Raw genomic sequence first — 14,793 nt, forward strand, 5'->3', positions numbered from 1 at the left:
GGGTCCGGACTGGCCAGACTGTTCAAGCCGCTTGGCAGGAAGTTTGGTTGGAGGTGGCTCGCCGGCGAGTTGCGCCCCATGGACCAGCTGGCGCACAACCGATTCCTGCACGAGCAGTACAAGGCGATCCTCCGTTCTGAAATGTCCAAGCCGCTCGTTTCCGATCCTGATTTGGCACGCCAGGTGGATAAAATGTTCCGGCCGAACGCAGTGGTGGGAAATGGAAGCACTGCGGCCGCTGCACGTTGGGAGATTCTCACCAATGGTAAGGTGGGCGGTCGAGGGCATCTGCAAAAGGCCCAGGACAACATCAACTTTCTGCGGAAGTGGATGCGCGCCAACCCGGACGAAAAGTTGCCCGACTACAAGGTCGCAACCGACCTGCTGCGGGACCTGGAAAACGCTCTAGAGGGAAAGCCGAGACTGTGATGCCCGAACCCCAATGGTGGACCTCCCTGCTGGACATCAGTCCGGAGCTCGCAGCCGAGGACGTGCGGAGCCAGGCCAGATGGCGACGCCTCACCCCGCATCAGGAAGAAGAGCAACCGCTCACCATCCGTCTGGGCGACCTCGGGCAGGCGTTCGTCGCGAATATCGCGAGCATTTCTCCCGACCAGCGGCGCCGCATTCTCTCGATATTGGAGGATGTGCAGGCTTCCGGAAACGAACAGGAAGGTACGGCCGTGGCGACCGGGTTCTTCGAAGTGGTACTCGGAGCCTGGGACGAGGGATTCGACCTCCGGGCCATATGGGAAGACATGGGCCTCGAATCGCGCACGTACTGTATTTCGTTGAACGAGTTTCATGGAGTGAAAATGCCGGACTGGATGAGTAGGAAGTAAGAGAGTCACGCGGGCTCGGGGAGTGGGGTGTTGCCCGCGCGGCAGCGTCCCACTTTCAATGCGGAATGTGATCCGCGAGCCGTCGAATTCACGGGAGGGATAGCCTGGGTGTCCATACCTGCCTGGTGGGGTGAACTCCTCGACACGAGCAAGGTCCTCGCCGAGAGCGACCGCGAGGAAGTCCGCGAGTGGCAGAACGAACCTGATAATGAAGACCCGGTTCTTCCCACGGAGCGGGACGAGGAGGACGTTCCGCCGCTGACCGCACGCCTGGGTTTGCTCGCCGGCGCATTCCGTAGAAATGTTCCCACGATGTCCGTGGAGGAGCGCAGGAAAGTCCTCGGAGTCCTGGAACGTATTATGGCCACCGAAGGTCACGAGGACCGCACCGCTGTGGGAACCGGTTTCCTCGAGCCGCTGCTGATGGCTTGGGACAGGGGCTTTGATCTTCAGCTGATCTGGGGGGAACTGGGCAGGGAATCCCGTTCTTTCTGCCTGGCACTCAACGAGTTCTGGGGCGTGAAATCGCCCGACTGGATGCGCGGGGGGGGGGGGTAATCTTCCGCACAACGGGATGACCCCTTGATGGGCGGCGGGAGCCCTTGGTTTCCGCCGCCGTTGAGCTGACCACAAGGGCTGCCGCGTGATCCCTGAAACGTGATGGAGCGACACGGCCCCGTAGCCGTCGTCGTGCACCTGCCAGAGATGACTGGGTAGCCCTGAGGGCACCTCTGTGCAACGACTCGCGGAACCGTTGCGTAGATGTGGGCGTCGAATCACGCACATATTGCGCTTCGTTGAGCGAGTTCCACGGTGTGAAGTTCCGGACTGGATGCACGTGATACGCGGGAGAATAAGAGTTCGCTCAGCCAGGCGCCCTGATCACGAGTGTTGTTGACACCAGGTGACGTTGATCAATGACCACCGGGCGGGGGCCGGAGCCGGCACCTTCACGACTCGGAGGGCTTCACCTTCGCATCCCCCGTAGCGACTGCGGAGAGAGGAGTCGGCGCCCGGGAGTCCGGTGCGCCGACTGCCGGGAATGGGGGATTCTTGGCTATATCCGGGAGTCGCCGCCCTCCCGACCTCACTCCCGCACGCCAACGACCCGTGTCCTCACCATGACGGAATGCTGTTTCCTGCAAGGGGCGTTGACGCGAGGGCTTTCTACCTCGCGCTGGTGTACGTCAAGAACAGAGCAGCGGACTCCACACGAACGCCGTCAGATGTTCCGGAAGAGGGCGGCGGGGTCTGTGACCTGCGGCGATGAGAAGTTGCGGGGCGCTGACCAGCATGAATGGCCTTTTGGCTGTTTCACGCACCTGACTGTTGATGCAGCTGGGCGTCTCAGGGCGTTCCTAGCGGCAGCGGCCCATGCAGCGTGTGCCTGCACGGTGTGCGCACACGTGCGCCCTTCCGCAGTACTGCGTGGTTCTCGGCGTTGGTCAACGTGGGAGCAGATCGTCGGCTTCCACCGCCAGGCAGGTCTCGGGTGTGGTGGCTTCGAGGGCCACCGGAGCGAGGATGAAGCGCGGGGTGTCCGTCAAGCGGTGCTCCCAGGAGCGGTGCGGGAGGCCGTGAAGACCCTCGCGGAGCCGGCGCTGGACGATGGGCCTGGCTTCCTCCTGACGCTCCCGGTACTCGCGGTGCGGCCGTCGACCGCCTCTTCCAGGGATTCTTCTGCCCCTCTGCAGGCTTCGTTCCGGCTGCCGGGTCCTGGATATGCCCATGGGCCAGTGTTCTCGATGTGCCATGTGTCGCCGAGGCCCATCAGTGAGCGCAGGCACAGTCGGCCAACGTCATGCCAGGCCGGTAGTTGAACGCACCGAAGGCGCCGGCTTCGGTGCCGTTTTCGAGCACGACATTCGAGGTCAGCAGCCTTCCGGCGTTGTACTCGTGCAGGCAGGGACCGTCGTGAAGGTCCAGATCGCGTTCAGGGGCGTGATCCGCGCCCCGATCCCGCGCAGGGTGTAGTGCGCCCGGTTGAGCCAGGGGGAGATGCCACGTCCCACGCCGACCGCGGCTTGAAAGATGTTCCACTCACCGGTGCAGCCCTTCGGGGTCGCTCAATCGCCCGCAGCCACGAACCTTGAGGCTTCCTTGAGTGCAGCCGATGCGCCATCGAGATCCGCGAGACGCGCGGCGAGTGTGGCCTCTGCAAGCCGCTGAGGGAGCGCGGCACTGAACTTGAGCCCATGGATAGCGCGAGTGTCCACGGCGGGGAGGCAAAGCTGACCGGTTGCCGAGGCCTTGGCCCGATACCACTCGCGAACGGTTTTGTTCTTCGAGGTCGTGGCGGCCATGCGCGGTCAGCCGCGCATGGAGCACCAGGACTGGCGGAGCTTCCTCGACCGGGTCGCGGCCTCAGAGTCGTACGAGTGCGTGGTGCGCAGCGCGGACGATCAGCTGGTTGGGGTGATCGACTCAGCTGTCCCTGTTGATCATTTGCAACTCGCCAAGATCACCGGTGAGGTGCCGCACCAGCTTGATCGGAGCAACGGAACGATCGAGGCACTTCAGGTCGCGGCAGGCAAGGATGTCGTCCATGCGACGGTTTGCTTCCTTCCGTACGCCAACATCATTGGGGTCCTGCCCGGCGGCTTCTCGGCGCCGCGGGTGAGTGCCATCACCAAGTGGCTGAACGGCGTTGGCCTGCCCTGGGGTGAGGTGGTGCTCAAGCCGGTCATCCACGCGCGAGCCCGAGAGAAGCTCAACCGCATCGAGGCGGTCACCGAGTTCACCGTGCAGTTGGAGGGGGCTCCGGCGGATACTGTCGGTGCTTTGAGCGTCCACGGCGGCCTTGCTGATTCACTGCGGAGTTTCGGGCAACGGCATCCCGCCACCTCCATCACGCTCTCGCTGAAGGTTCCCCAGCGTGGCAGCAGGCTCTCCGCGATGCGCAGGAATCGGGCCGCGACCGAACTGCGCACTGATGTACTCCAGTTCATGCCGGATCTGGACGAATGGGTGGACGAGTCCGGAGTGATCCGGTCCGTGACCGGCAGGGTTGCAGTCCGGGACCCGCACCGTCAGTCCCTTGAGTACGAGCCGCTCGACTTCCTTGCCCATCGCATCACGGCCCAGTGCGATGTCCCGCTCGCCTTCACCGACGGACGGTCGGTCGATCTGCGGTACGCCGTCGACGAGATCTTTGCGGCAGCCCGTACGCATGAGCAGGCGCTACAGGAAGCTTGTCAGTATCGGCCGCTAGCCTGAGCAGCAGTTCAGGGCTGAGGTTGGGGGGCGACGTGCTGAATTGGCTGTGGCGGCGCTGGGTGAGGCGACCAGTGGTGGATCTGGCGATCGCAGGTGCAGTGGTCGGTCTGCACGTGGCGACTGTACGGATCACGGGCGCGGGCGATGTGCTGGGATGGCCCGACAGAGAGCAGAGGATCGCGGTCTATACGACAACGGCGACCGTCGTCGCGATCATCGGCAGCTTCATCACTGCGGCCGTGACCCTATACGCCGCGGCCACAGGTCCCCGGATGCGGGTGTTGCGTACGCACCCTCAACAGGGGCCGGAATTCCGGCGGAATTGGATGAGCATTCTCAGCGCGACATTGGTGGTCTCCGGGCTGTGCCTGCTCGCGGTAGTCCTCGACACCACGGAGCACGATCCGGGCGGAGTGCACTGGCTGGTCGAGGGCGCGGCAGCCCTGGGGGGCGCGCGCCGTGCGGTTGATGTGGCTGTTCGGCAAGGTAGACAGGGGGCGGCGGCACTCTTTCGCAGAGTTCTCAGATGTCCCGGAAGATCTCGATCTGCGCCCCGATCGAGTTGAGCCGCTCCGCCAGGTCCTCGTAACCGCGGTTGATGACGTAGACGTTGCGCAGGACGGAGGTGCCCTCGGCGGCCATCATGGCCAGGAGGACGACGACGGCCGGGCGCAGGGCCGGGGGGCACATCATTTCCGCGGAGCGCCAGCGGGTCGGGCCGTCGACCAGGACCCGGTGCGGGTCGAGCAGCTTGACCTGGGCGCCGAGGCGGTTGAGGTCCGTCAGGTAGATGGCGCGGTTGTCGTAGACCCAGTCGTGGATGAGGGTCTGGCCCTGGGCGCTGGCCGCGATGGCCGCGAAGAAGGGGACGTTGTCGATGTTGAGGCCCGGGAAGGGCATCGGGTGGATCTTGTCCAGCGGGGCCTGGAGCTTCGACGGGCGTACCGTCAGATCGATCAGCCGGGTGCGGCCGTTGTCGGCGGCGTACTCCCGGCTGCGCTCGTGGTCCAGGCCCATCTCCTCCAGCACGGCCAGCTCGATCTCCAGGAACTCGACCGGGACCCGGCGGATGGTGAGTTCCGACTCGGTCACCACAGCCGCCGCCAGCAGGCTCATCGCCTCGACCGGGTCCTCGGACGGCGCGAAGTCCACATCGCGTTCGATCTGCGCGGCGCCGTGGACGGTGAGCGTGGTGGTGCCGATGCCGTCGACCCGGACGCCCAGCTCCTCCAGGAAGAAACACAGGTCCTGGACCATGTAGTTGGAGGAGGCGTTGCGGATGACGGTGACGCCGTCGTGGCGGGCGGCGGCCAGCAGCGCGTTCTCGGTGACGGTGTCGCCGCGTTCGGTCAGTACGATGGCGCGCTTGGGGGCGACGCTGCGGTCCACCTCGGCGAGGTAGGTGCCGTCGGTCGCGGTGATCTCCAGCCCGAAGTGCCGCAGCGCCGTCATGTGCGGGGTCACGGTCCGGGTGCCGAGGTCGCAGCCGCCCGCGTAGGGCAGTTTGAAGTGGTCCATCCGGTGCAGCAGCGGGCCGAGGAACATGATGACGCTGCGGGTGCGGCGGGCCGCCTCGGTGTCCATCGAGGCGAGGTCGAGCTCGGCGGGCGGCACGATCTCCAGGTCGTTGCCGTCGTTGATCCACCGGGTCCGGACGCCGATGCTGCCCAGCACTTCGAGGATGCGGTAGACCTCCTCAATGCGGGCCACCCGCCGCAGAGTTGTGCGGCCGGCGTTCAGCAGCGTGGCGCACAGCAGCGCCACGCAGGCGTTCTTGCTCGTCTTCACGTCGATGCTGCCGAACAGTCGGCGGCCGCCGACCACCCGCAGATGCATCGGCCCGGCATAACCGAGCGAGACGATTTCGCTGTCGAGCGCCTCGCCGATTCGGGCGATCATCTCAAGGCTGATGTTCTGATTCCCGCGTTCGATGCGGTTCACCGCACTCTGGCTGGTGCCCAGAGCCTCGGCAAGCTGCGTCTGTGTCCAGCCACGGTGCTGCCGGGCGTCACGGATGAGCCTGCCGATGCGTACGAGGTAGTCGTCTGCCATGGGGTGACCGTATCTCAGATATGAGATGGGTACGCAATTGCCATTGCCTGGGTTGTTCTCCTACTATGCGAACAACTGAGAGGGAGTCATGAAGAGTGCATTGCGTACTGTCCCGCCCCTGACCAGCCGGCCGCGGAACGTGATCGCCGCCGGTCCCTTCCTCGCCGTGCTCCTGGCGTTCGCCGGCATCTACACGGCGGTGTCCCGTCGGCTGCCCGATCCGCTCGCCACCCACTTCGGGTTCGGCGGCCGGGCCGACGGCTTCACCTCCGTCCACGGCTTTCTCACCGAATCCCTCGCCCTGTTCCTCCTCCTCGGTGCCGTGGTCGGCCTCCTCCTCCAGCTGCGGCCGGAGGCCCCCGAGGTGCCGTGGGTGATCGCCGGCGGCTACGCCACCGCCTCCGCCACCGGTTACGCCGTTTGCGTGACGCTGCTCAGCAACGCCGACGCGGCCGACGTGTCGGCCGTCCGGGTGCCGCAGTGGGAGCTGTTCCTCAGCTTCGTGGTGGCGCTGTGCGCCGGGGCGCTGGGGCGGCTGCTCGCCGGTGCGGCGCCCGTCGCGCCCCGGCGGCCGCGCGGTGCGGTGTCCCGGCTCGACCTTCCCGTCGCCGCGACGGCCGGCTGGTCGCGCACCATCAGCTCGCCCCCGCTGGTCGTACTCGGCGGTCTGCTGCTCGCCGCCGGGGTGCTCTCCGGCCTCCTCGCCGGCTGGATCGCCGGCGCGGGCCTGCTGTTCGGCGCTGCCGTGTCCCTGCCGCTGGCCTCGGTACGGGTGACCGTGGACCGGCGCGGGCTGACCCTCGCCCCGACGCTGCTGTCCGCTCGTTGCCGTTTCCGGCGCATACCCCTGGACCGCATCGAGGAGGCCGGCAGCCGACGGATCGCCTGCTTCGCCGAGTTCGGCGGCTGGGGCTACCGCATCCGGGCCGGCCGCAGCGGCTTCGTGCTGCGCTCGGGGGAGGGCATGGTGGTACGGCTGACCAACGGCAGGGAGTTCGTGGTGACGGTCGATGATGCCGAGACCGCTGCCGCACTGCTCAATACGTACACCGACCGCGCCCGTTCGCGGCAAGGAGGCTGAGGTGCTCTTCCGGGTCGATCCCGGCTCGTCCGTACCGCTCGGCGACCAGATCGCGGCCTGTGTCCGCGGCGCCCTCGCCGACGGCACGGTGGACGCCGGGGAGCGGCTGCCGGCCGCCCGCGAACTCGCCGCGTCCCTCGGCGTGAACGTCCATACCGTGCTGCGGGGTTATCAGCGCCTCAAGGAGGAGGGGCTGATCGAACTCCGCCGCGGCCGCGGTGCGGTGGTCACCGGCTCCGCCTCTCCGGCCCGCGCCCGCCTGGGGGAGACCGCCGAGCGGCTGATCGCCGAGGCCCGTCATCTGGGGCTCTCCGACGAGGAGATCGTCACGGTGGTACGGGCGGGGCTGGCGGGTCGGTGAGTGGCAGCGGGACGGTGAGTGCGGCGGGATGGTGCCCGCCGCCGCGGAGTGCGGGCGGGTGGCGGCGGGCGCACCCGGGTCGGCTCCGCCGCGCCGCGCGTTCAGGGGCCGTCCGGTGCCTGGTCGCCGGGTGCCGGCCGGGGCGGGCGGAGGCCGCGGACCTGCGGGGAGAGCAGGGCGGCGGCCGTGGCGAGGACGATCAGCGCGGCGCAGCCGGCGAGCGCACGGCCCACGCCGAGGTGTGCCGCGACCGGCCCCGCGACCAGCAGGCCGAGCGGTGCGAAGGCCAGTGAGCCGAACCAGTCGTAGGAGCTGACGCGGGACAGCGCCGTCTCGGGGACCTCCCGCTGGAGGGTGGTCGCCCACAGCACCCCGAAGACGTCGGCGGCGATGCCCGAACCGAACATGGCGAGCGCGATGAGCGGCACCGGTGCGCGCACGGCGAGCAGGGCGATCGGGAGCGCCGCCGGGAAGGTGGCCAGTACGGCGACCAGGACCGGACGGTGCACCCGGAGACGAGCGGCCAGCCCGGCGCCCATGATGGTGCCGAGCGCCTGCGCGGCGACGATCAGGGACCAGGAGCGCGCACCGCCCAGCCCGCCTTCGGTTGCCAGCGGTCCCAGCACCCCGGCGTTGGCGTTGAGCGCGGCGACGACGACCGCGTACTGCACCACGACGACCCACAGCCACTGCCGACCGGCGAACTCCCGCCATCCGTCCCGCAGTTCCGACCACCCCGACGCCCTCGGCCGGACCCGTGCGTCCAGCCGGAGGCCGCGGATCAGCAGCGCGCTCACCACGAACGAGGCGGCGTTGAGGGCCAGTGCCCAGCCGGCGCCGACGAGTGCCACGACCACACCCGACAGGGCCAGCCCCAGCAGCATCGAGCTGTTCGTCCCGACCCGCAGCAGCCCGTTCGCCCGTTGCAGCCGTCCGGTGGGGACGAGCAGCGGAATGACGCCGTCCATCGCGGGGGAGAACAGCGCGGTGGCCGTCCCCGCCAGCGCGGCCAGCGCGCACATCGCCCACAGCGGCGCATGCCCCGTCAGCACCATCGCGGCGAGCCCGGCGTAGGCGGCCGCGCCCACGAGATCGGCGACGATCATCAGCCGGGAGCGCGACGCCCGGTCCGCCAGCACCCCGCCGAGGAGGACGAACGCCAGCTGCGGCACCGCCTGGCAGGCCAGCACCAGGGACAGCTGCCCGGGCCCGGCCCCCGGCAGCGCCAGGACGGCGAAGGACAGCGCCACCCGGGCGAAGCCGTTGCCGAGGACCGAGATCGTGCGGGCGGCGGTGAGCAGCACGAACCGCCGGTCGCGCCAGAGAGGAGGGCCGGCGGGCAGCGCGGTCAGCGGCGGGGACGGGTGTGGGGGCGCGGGTTCCGGGGTGGCCGTCACGGCGTCAGCGTAGGGCCAACTTCCCTTGTCCATGCGGGATATGGGCATAGGTCAGGTCGGCCGTGCCGTGGCCCGCCTCCGGCCGGGCCCGGCCCGCCTCCCCGCCAGCGCGCACATCGCCCACGGGCCCGGCCGTCCTCAGTCGTCGAGGAACGTCAGGTCCAGCCGTTCCAGCCGGGCCGGATCGGCGAGGATATTGATCTCGACGACCTTGCCGTGGGCGATGGTGAAGCCCATGACGGAGAGCGGCACCCCGCCCCGCGCCGTGACCAGCCCGGGTGCGCCGTTGACCAGCGCGGGCCGGGCGAACGGCGCGAGCCGGGAGAACATCAGCGCCTGTTCGACGACCGCCCGCGCCCCGCGGACCAGCTTCGACAGCCCGCCGCGCGCGGCACCGGCGTCGGCGCGCAGCACCACGTCCGGGTCGAGGACGGCGAGCAGCGCATCGAAGTCGCCGCCGCGGGAGGCGGCGAGGAAGGCGTCGACGACCTCCCGCTGCCGGGTGAGATCGGGATCGGGGGCCGGGGCGGTGCCCTGCACGCGCCGCCGGGCCCGGCTGGCGAGCTGCCGGGCGGCGGCGGGCGTGCGGTCGACGATCGGCGCGATCTCGTCGAAGGGCATCGCGAACATGTCGTGCAGGACGAAGGCCAGCCGCTCGGCGGGGGAGAGGGTCTCCAGGACGACGAGCAGCGCCAGCCCGACGGAGTCGGCCAGCACCGCCGCGTCCTCCGGGCCGTCGGCGTCCAGCCGGCGCACGACCGGCTCGGGGACATGCACCTCGAGCGGGTCCTCGCGCCGTGCCGTGCGCCGGCGCAACTGGTCCAGGCACACCCGCCCCACGACCGTCGTCAGCCAGCCGCCCAGATTCTCCACCCCGTCCGCACCGGACCGGTCGAGCCGCAGCCAGGCCTCCTGGACGGCGTCCTCCGCCTCGGTCAGCGACCCGAGCATCCGGTAGGCCACCGACCGAAGATGGCTCCGGTTCTCCTCGAAGCGCTCCGCCAGCCACTCGTGCTCATCCATCGCCCTCATCCTTCCCCCGTTTCGCTCCCCGGTAGGGTCCGTCACCGTCCTGACGCATCCGACGGGGCGCATGTGACAGGAGGGAGGCTACGGGCATGCTTTCCCCGCCCGGAGCGCGCGTGTGCCCCTGCCCGTAGCGCCCGTAGTGCCCGGAGGACCTGTAGCGCCCGTACGCCACGGACGCGGCAGGCGCTCGGCCACGAGGGCGCCGTGGCCGAGCGGGGGGCGCGACGTGCGGACGAAGGGTCTTGACGGCGTCCGGGTCAGGGCCCCGGGTCAGCCCTCGGCGATCTCGCGGACCTCGGCCGTGACCGTCCAGTGCTCCGGGTGGATCTGGAGGAACCGCTTGGTCCACTCCAGGGCCTCGGCCTTGTCCTTGCACTGGGTCAGGGCGTAGCCGCCGATGACCTCCTTGGTCTCGGTGAACGGTCCGTCGGTCCAGTGGAGCTTCCCGTCGGACCAGGTGACCCGGGTGCCCTCGGAGGTCGGGGTGAGGCCGGCCGTGTCCAGCATGACTCCCGCCTTGGTGATCTCCTCCAACAGGGCGGCCATCCGCCCCTCGAACTCGGGGCCGGGGCCTTCGGCGGGGACGTTCTGCTCGTCGATGCGGATCATCGTCAGAAAGCGCGGCATGGTCACTCCTCGGTCGGGAGGGCGGGGCCGGTCCCCGCCTCTCACCCGTGCGTCGAACGGGAGACGGCCGGATCGACACCTTTCCCGGAATTCTTCTGAGATTTTTCCGGGGCGGCCACCGCAGGGGCCTCCCGCCGGGGGTGAGGCGCGGAGCCCGCGCGTCGCCCGGACGTCGCCGCGCCGGCCCGGCCACGTCCCGGTGTGGCCGTCCGGGGCCCGCACGAGGCGGGGAGAGGCGACGATGGGCGGATGTCTGCGATCGCGCGAGCCCAGTCGTTCAACAAGGCCGCCGCCCGGTACGCGGCCGCCCGCCCCTCCTATCCGTCCGCCCTCCTGGAGGCGATCGAGGAGTTCATGGGGCGCCCGCTCGCCGGGAGCCGCGTCGCCGACCTCGGCGCGGGCACCGGAATCGCCACCGCCCTCTTGTCCGAGCGCGGCGCCGACGTGATCGCCGTCGAGCCCGGCGACAGCATGGCCGCGCAGTGCCGCCAGGCGCTGCCCGACGTGCCGGTCGTGCGGGGCGACGGCAACGCCCTGCCGCTGGCCGACGCCTCCCATGACCTGATCACGTACGCACAGTCCTGGCAGTGGACCGACACCGGCCGCTCGGTCCCGGAGGCCCTGCGCGGGGTGGAGGAGCGCTACGTGGTCGACCTGCTGGTGGCCGGACGGGCCCGGACGGGCTCCACGGGCACGTGAGGCGTGCGGGGCCGGTGGTGATCACCGGTCGATAAGGGGCGGCTCACCCATATCCCGGGGCAGGACGCCGAAGGTCAGGGCATGACCCCGACGCGGCGATGTATTAGAGTTATCTCGACATCGAGATATCTACCGAGAGGCGTACCGCTGCCGCGCCAGTAAGGCATGCCTAAGTTAGGCCAACCTTAGTGGATGGGGCAAGGAGCTGTGACGGCAGCATTGCGGCGGTACGCGCGAATTCATGCATGAAGGAGACTGTCGTGTCGGCGAACAGCTTCGACGCCCGCAGCACGCTGCAGGTGGGCGACGAGTCGTACGAGATCTTCCGGCTGGACAAGGTCGAAGGCGCCGCGCGTCTTCCCTACAGCCTGAAGGTGCTGCTGGAGAACCTGCTCCGCACCGAGGACGGCGCGAACATCACCGCCGACCACATCCGGGCGCTCGGCGGCTGGGACTCGCAGGCCCAGCCCAGCCAGGAGATCCAGTTCACGCCGGCCCGCGTGATCATGCAGGACTTCACCGGGGTGCCGTGTGTCGTGGACCTCGCGACCATGCGTGAGGCCGTCAAGGAGCTCGGCGGCGACCCGGCGAAGATCAACCCGCTGGCCCCGGCCGAGCTGGTCATCGACCACTCCGTCATCGCCGACAAGTTCGGTACGGCGGACGCCTTCGGCCAGAACGTCGAGCTGGAGTACGGCCGCAACAAGGAGCGCTACCAGTTCCTGCGCTGGGGCCAGACCGCATTCGACGAGTTCAAGGTCGTCCCCCCGGGCACCGGCATCGTCCACCAGGTCAACATCGAGCACCTGGCCCGTACGGTCATGGTCCGCAACGGCCAGGCCTACCCCGACACCCTCGTCGGCACCGACTCGCACACCACCATGGTCAACGGCCTCGGCGTGCTGGGCTGGGGTGTCGGCGGCATCGAGGCCGAGGCCGCGATGCTCGGCCAGCCGGTCTCGATGCTCATCCCGCGCGTGGTCGGCTTCAAGCTGACCGGTGAGCTCACGCCGGGCACCACCGCCACCGACCTCGTGCTGACCATCACCGAGATGCTGCGCAAGCACGGTGTCGTCGGCAAGTTCGTCGAGTTCTACGGCGAGGGTGTCGCCGCCACCTCGCTGGCCAACCGCGCCACCATCGGCAACATGTCGCCGGAGTTCGGCTCCACCGCAGCGATCTTCCCGATCGACGAGGAGACCCTGAACTACCTGCGCCTGACCGGCCGCGACGCCCAGCAGGTCGCGCTCGTCGAGGCGTACGCCAAGGAGCAGGGCCTCTGGCTCGACCCGGCCGCCGAGCCCGACTTCTCCGAGAAGCTGGAGCTGGACCTGTCGACGGTCGTCCCGTCGATCGCCGGCCCGAAGCGCCCGCAGGACCGGATCGTCCTGGCCGAGGCCGCCACGCAGTTCGAGCGCGATGTCCTCAACTACGTCTCCGACGCGGACGAGGCGGGCGAGGAGTCCTTCCCGGCCTCCGACGCCCCGGCCGCCACCAACGGCGTGCCGAGCCGCCCGACCACGGTCACCGCCCCCGACGGCTCGACCTACGAGATCGACCACGGTGCGGTGACGGTCGCGGCCATCACCTCCTGCACCAACACCTCGAACCCGTACGTCATGGTCGCCGCCGCGCTGGTCGCGAAGAAGGCCGTGGAGAAGGGCCTGACCCGCAAGCCGTGGGTCAAGACCACCCTCGCCCCGGGCTCGAAGGTGGTCACCGACTACTTCGACAAGGCCGGTCTGACCCCGTACCTCGACAAGGTCGGCTTCAACCTCGTCGGCTACGGCTGCACCACCTGCATCGGCAACTCCGGCCCGCTGCCGGAGGAGGTCTCCAAGGCCGTCAACGACCACGACCTGGCCGTCACGTCGGTGCTCTCCGGCAACCGCAACTTCGAGGGCCGGATCAACCCCGACGTCAAGATGAACTACCTGGCGTCCCCGCCGCTGGTCGTCGCGTACGCCCTCGCGGGCTCCATGAAGGTGGACATCACCAAGGACGCGCTCGGCACCGACCAGGACGGCAACCCGGTCCACCTGAAGGACATCTGGCCCTCCGAGGCCGAGGTCAACGACGTCGTGGCCAATGCCATCGGCGAGGACATGTTCAACAAGTCCTACCAGGACGTCTTCGCGGGCGACGCCCAGTGGCAGGCGCTGTCGATCCCGACCGGCAACACCTTCGAGTGGGACCCGCAGTCCACCTACGTCCGTAAGCCCCCGTACTTCGAGGGCATGGCGATGGAGCCGTCGCCGGTCCAGGACATCGCCGGTGCGCGCGTGCTGGCCAAGCTGGGCGACTCGGTCACCACCGACCACATCTCCCCGGCCGGTGCGATCAAGGCCGACACCCCGGCCGGCAAGTACCTCACCGAGCACGGCGTCGAGCGTCGCGACTTCAACTCCTACGGCTCCCGCCGTGGTAACCACGAGGTCATGATCCGCGGCACCTTCGCCAACATCCGCCTGCGCAACCAGATCGCGCCGGGCACCGAGGGCGGCTACACCCGCGACTTCACCCAGGACGGCGGTCCGGTGTCGTTCATCTACGACGCCTCGCAGAACTACCAGGCCGCCGGTACCCCGCTGGTCATCCTGGCCGGCAAGGAGTACGGCTCCGGCTCGTCCCGCGACTGGGCCGCCAAGGGCACCGCGCTCCTCGGCGTCAAGGCCGTCGTCGCCGAGTCCTACGAGCGCATCCACCGCTCGAACCTCATCGGCATGGGCGTCCTGCCGCTCCAGTTCCCGGAGGGCCAGTCCGCCGAGTCCCTCGGTCTGACCGGCGAGGAGACCTTCGCGGTCTCCGGCGTGACCGGGCTGAACGACGGCACCACGCCGCGCACCGTCAAGGTCACCACGGACAGCGGTGTCGAGTTCGACGCGGTCGTCCGCATCGACACCCCCGGTGAGGCGGACTACTACCGCAACGGCGGCATCATGCAGTACGTGCTGCGCTCGCTGCTGCGCAAGTAGGTCCCCGCGCCGGCAGGACGGGCCGCACTCCCTCGACCGAGGGGGTGCGGCCCGTTCCGCTTGCCCGGAGGTGCGCTGGGGTCAGTTGTGCACCAGGTACCAGTCGCTTTCCTGCAAGCGTGGAACGTTCGGGTGCAGGTAGCCGACCACCCCATTGTTCTCGTGGTCGCAATGCCGATTCCGGAACTCCGTGATCTCCATCCTGCCGACCCACCAGTTGTCACGGATGTAGGTGTCCGGCGCCGGTGTCATCCAGCAGAACCGCACGGACCGACCGTCCTGGTTCTTGCCGTCCAGCCAGATGGACGCCACCTTGTGCTGCCTGTCCTGGAAATGGATCTGCTGACCGTTGCTCCCGGCGAAAGCCACCCCGGCCCCGAGCGTCAACGAACCGGCCAGTGCGGCCGTACAGGCCGTGGCCATTGCCATCCTGCGCAGACGAAGCATCATGTTTGCCTTCCGTTGCCTTCCTGCGGGGCCCTCATGGCGCCGTCGCGCACGTGCGGTCCGTCGG

General features: G+C 69.0%; 12 protein-coding genes and 1 pseudogene. 8 read left to right on the forward strand and 5 right to left on the reverse strand.

Features of this window, described 5'->3' with window-relative positions:
• The 4 genes from EST92_RS16275 to EST92_RS16295 all read left to right on the forward strand — a co-directional run.
• The coding region (locus EST92_RS16275) for a hypothetical protein (protein WP_216849105.1) at nt 1-429 on the forward strand (429 nt) is incomplete at its 5' end.
• A complete protein-coding gene (locus tag EST92_RS16280) occupies nt 429-842 on the forward strand; it encodes a hypothetical protein (RefSeq protein WP_129281654.1) in 414 nt (137 codons plus the stop codon). The genes EST92_RS16275 and EST92_RS16280, both read left to right, overlap by 1 nt.
• A 108-nt stretch (nt 843-950) precedes the next feature.
• Nucleotides 951-1,400 carry a hypothetical protein gene (locus EST92_RS16285; RefSeq protein ID WP_129281655.1) on the forward strand — a complete coding sequence of 150 codons (450 nt, stop codon included), beginning with the start codon at nt 951-953 and terminating at the stop codon, nt 1,398-1,400.
• Between the two features lie 1,719 nt (nt 1,401-3,119).
• The gene (locus EST92_RS16295; RefSeq protein ID WP_154073977.1) at nt 3,120-4,058 is read left to right on the forward strand and encodes a hypothetical protein; all 939 of its coding nucleotides are present in this window, start codon (nt 3,120-3,122) and stop codon (nt 4,056-4,058) included.
• Between the two features lie 522 nt (nt 4,059-4,580).
• Here the strand turns inward: EST92_RS16295 and EST92_RS16300 are convergent.
• Nucleotides 4,581-6,110, reverse strand: coding sequence for a UDP-N-acetylglucosamine 1-carboxyvinyltransferase (locus EST92_RS16300; RefSeq protein ID WP_129281658.1), 1,530 nt, complete (start codon nt 6,108-6,110; stop codon nt 4,581-4,583).
• Between the two features lie 88 nt (nt 6,111-6,198).
• Between EST92_RS16300 and EST92_RS16305 the strand changes: the two genes are divergently transcribed.
• Nucleotides 6,199-7,191, forward strand: a complete 993-nt coding sequence (locus EST92_RS16305; protein ID WP_129281659.1) for a DUF1648 domain-containing protein — start codon at nt 6,199-6,201, stop codon at nt 7,189-7,191.
• A 1-nt stretch (nt 7,192) separates the two neighbouring features.
• On the forward strand, nt 7,193-7,552 hold the full coding sequence (locus EST92_RS16310) for a GntR family transcriptional regulator (RefSeq protein WP_129281660.1): 360 nt from the start codon (nt 7,193-7,195) through the stop codon (nt 7,550-7,552).
• 101 nt (nt 7,553-7,653) lie between these two features.
• Here the strand turns inward: EST92_RS16310 and EST92_RS16315 are convergent, their stop codons facing one another.
• From EST92_RS16315 to EST92_RS16325, 3 genes are all read right to left on the reverse strand, one after another.
• A complete protein-coding gene (locus EST92_RS16315) occupies nt 7,654-8,949 on the reverse strand; it encodes an MFS transporter (protein WP_254068849.1) in 1,296 nt (431 codons plus the stop codon).
• A gap of 138 nt (nt 8,950-9,087) precedes the next feature.
• Complete coding sequence (sigJ, locus tag EST92_RS16320) at nt 9,088-9,972, reverse strand: RNA polymerase sigma factor SigJ (protein ID WP_129281662.1); 885 nt, start codon at nt 9,970-9,972, stop codon at nt 9,088-9,090.
• A gap of 276 nt (nt 9,973-10,248) precedes the next feature.
• A complete protein-coding gene (locus tag EST92_RS16325; protein ID WP_129281663.1) occupies nt 10,249-10,605 on the reverse strand; it encodes a YciI family protein in 357 nt (118 codons plus the stop codon).
• 249 nt (nt 10,606-10,854) lie between these two features.
• Here EST92_RS16325 and EST92_RS16335 point away from each other — a divergent pair.
• Together EST92_RS16335 and acnA are read left to right on the forward strand one after the other, a co-directional pair.
• A pseudogene (locus EST92_RS16335) lies at nt 10,855-11,232 on the forward strand (class I SAM-dependent methyltransferase); the annotation flags it as partial.
• A 332-nt stretch (nt 11,233-11,564) separates the two neighbouring features.
• Nucleotides 11,565-14,279: an aconitate hydratase AcnA gene (acnA, locus tag EST92_RS16340; RefSeq protein WP_129281665.1), complete on the forward strand. Its 2,715-nt coding sequence runs from the start codon at nt 11,565-11,567 to the stop codon at nt 14,277-14,279.
• An 81-nt stretch (nt 14,280-14,360) separates the two neighbouring features.
• Here the strand turns inward: acnA and EST92_RS16345 are convergent, their stop codons facing one another.
• Nucleotides 14,361-14,729, reverse strand: a complete 369-nt coding sequence (locus tag EST92_RS16345) for a hypothetical protein (protein ID WP_129281666.1) — start codon at nt 14,727-14,729, stop codon at nt 14,361-14,363.
• Between the last annotated feature and the right edge of the window lie 64 nt (nt 14,730-14,793).

The organism is Streptomyces sp. TM32, from assembly GCF_004122755.1.
GTDB classification, from domain to species: domain Bacteria; phylum Actinomycetota; class Actinomycetes; order Streptomycetales; family Streptomycetaceae; genus Streptomyces; species Streptomyces sioyaensis.

Excerpts from the sequence above, each read along its gene's own strand:
- EST92_RS16280 (WP_129281654.1), top strand. The coding sequence starts at position 429 with ATGCCCGAACCCCAATGGTGGACCTCCCTGCTGGACATCAGTCCGGAG.
- EST92_RS16300 (WP_129281658.1), bottom strand. The coding sequence starts at position 6,110 with ATGGCAGACGACTACCTCGTACGCATCGGCAGGCTCATCCGTGACGCC.
- EST92_RS16305 (WP_129281659.1), top strand. The coding sequence starts at position 6,199 with ATGAAGAGTGCATTGCGTACTGTCCCGCCCCTGACCAGCCGGCCGCGG.
- sigJ (WP_129281662.1), bottom strand. The coding sequence starts at position 9,972 with ATGGATGAGCACGAGTGGCTGGCGGAGCGCTTCGAGGAGAACCGGAGC.
- EST92_RS16325 (WP_129281663.1), bottom strand. The coding sequence starts at position 10,605 with ATGCCGCGCTTTCTGACGATGATCCGCATCGACGAGCAGAACGTCCCC.
- EST92_RS16345 (WP_129281666.1), bottom strand. The coding sequence starts at position 14,729 with ATGATGCTTCGTCTGCGCAGGATGGCAATGGCCACGGCCTGTACGGCC.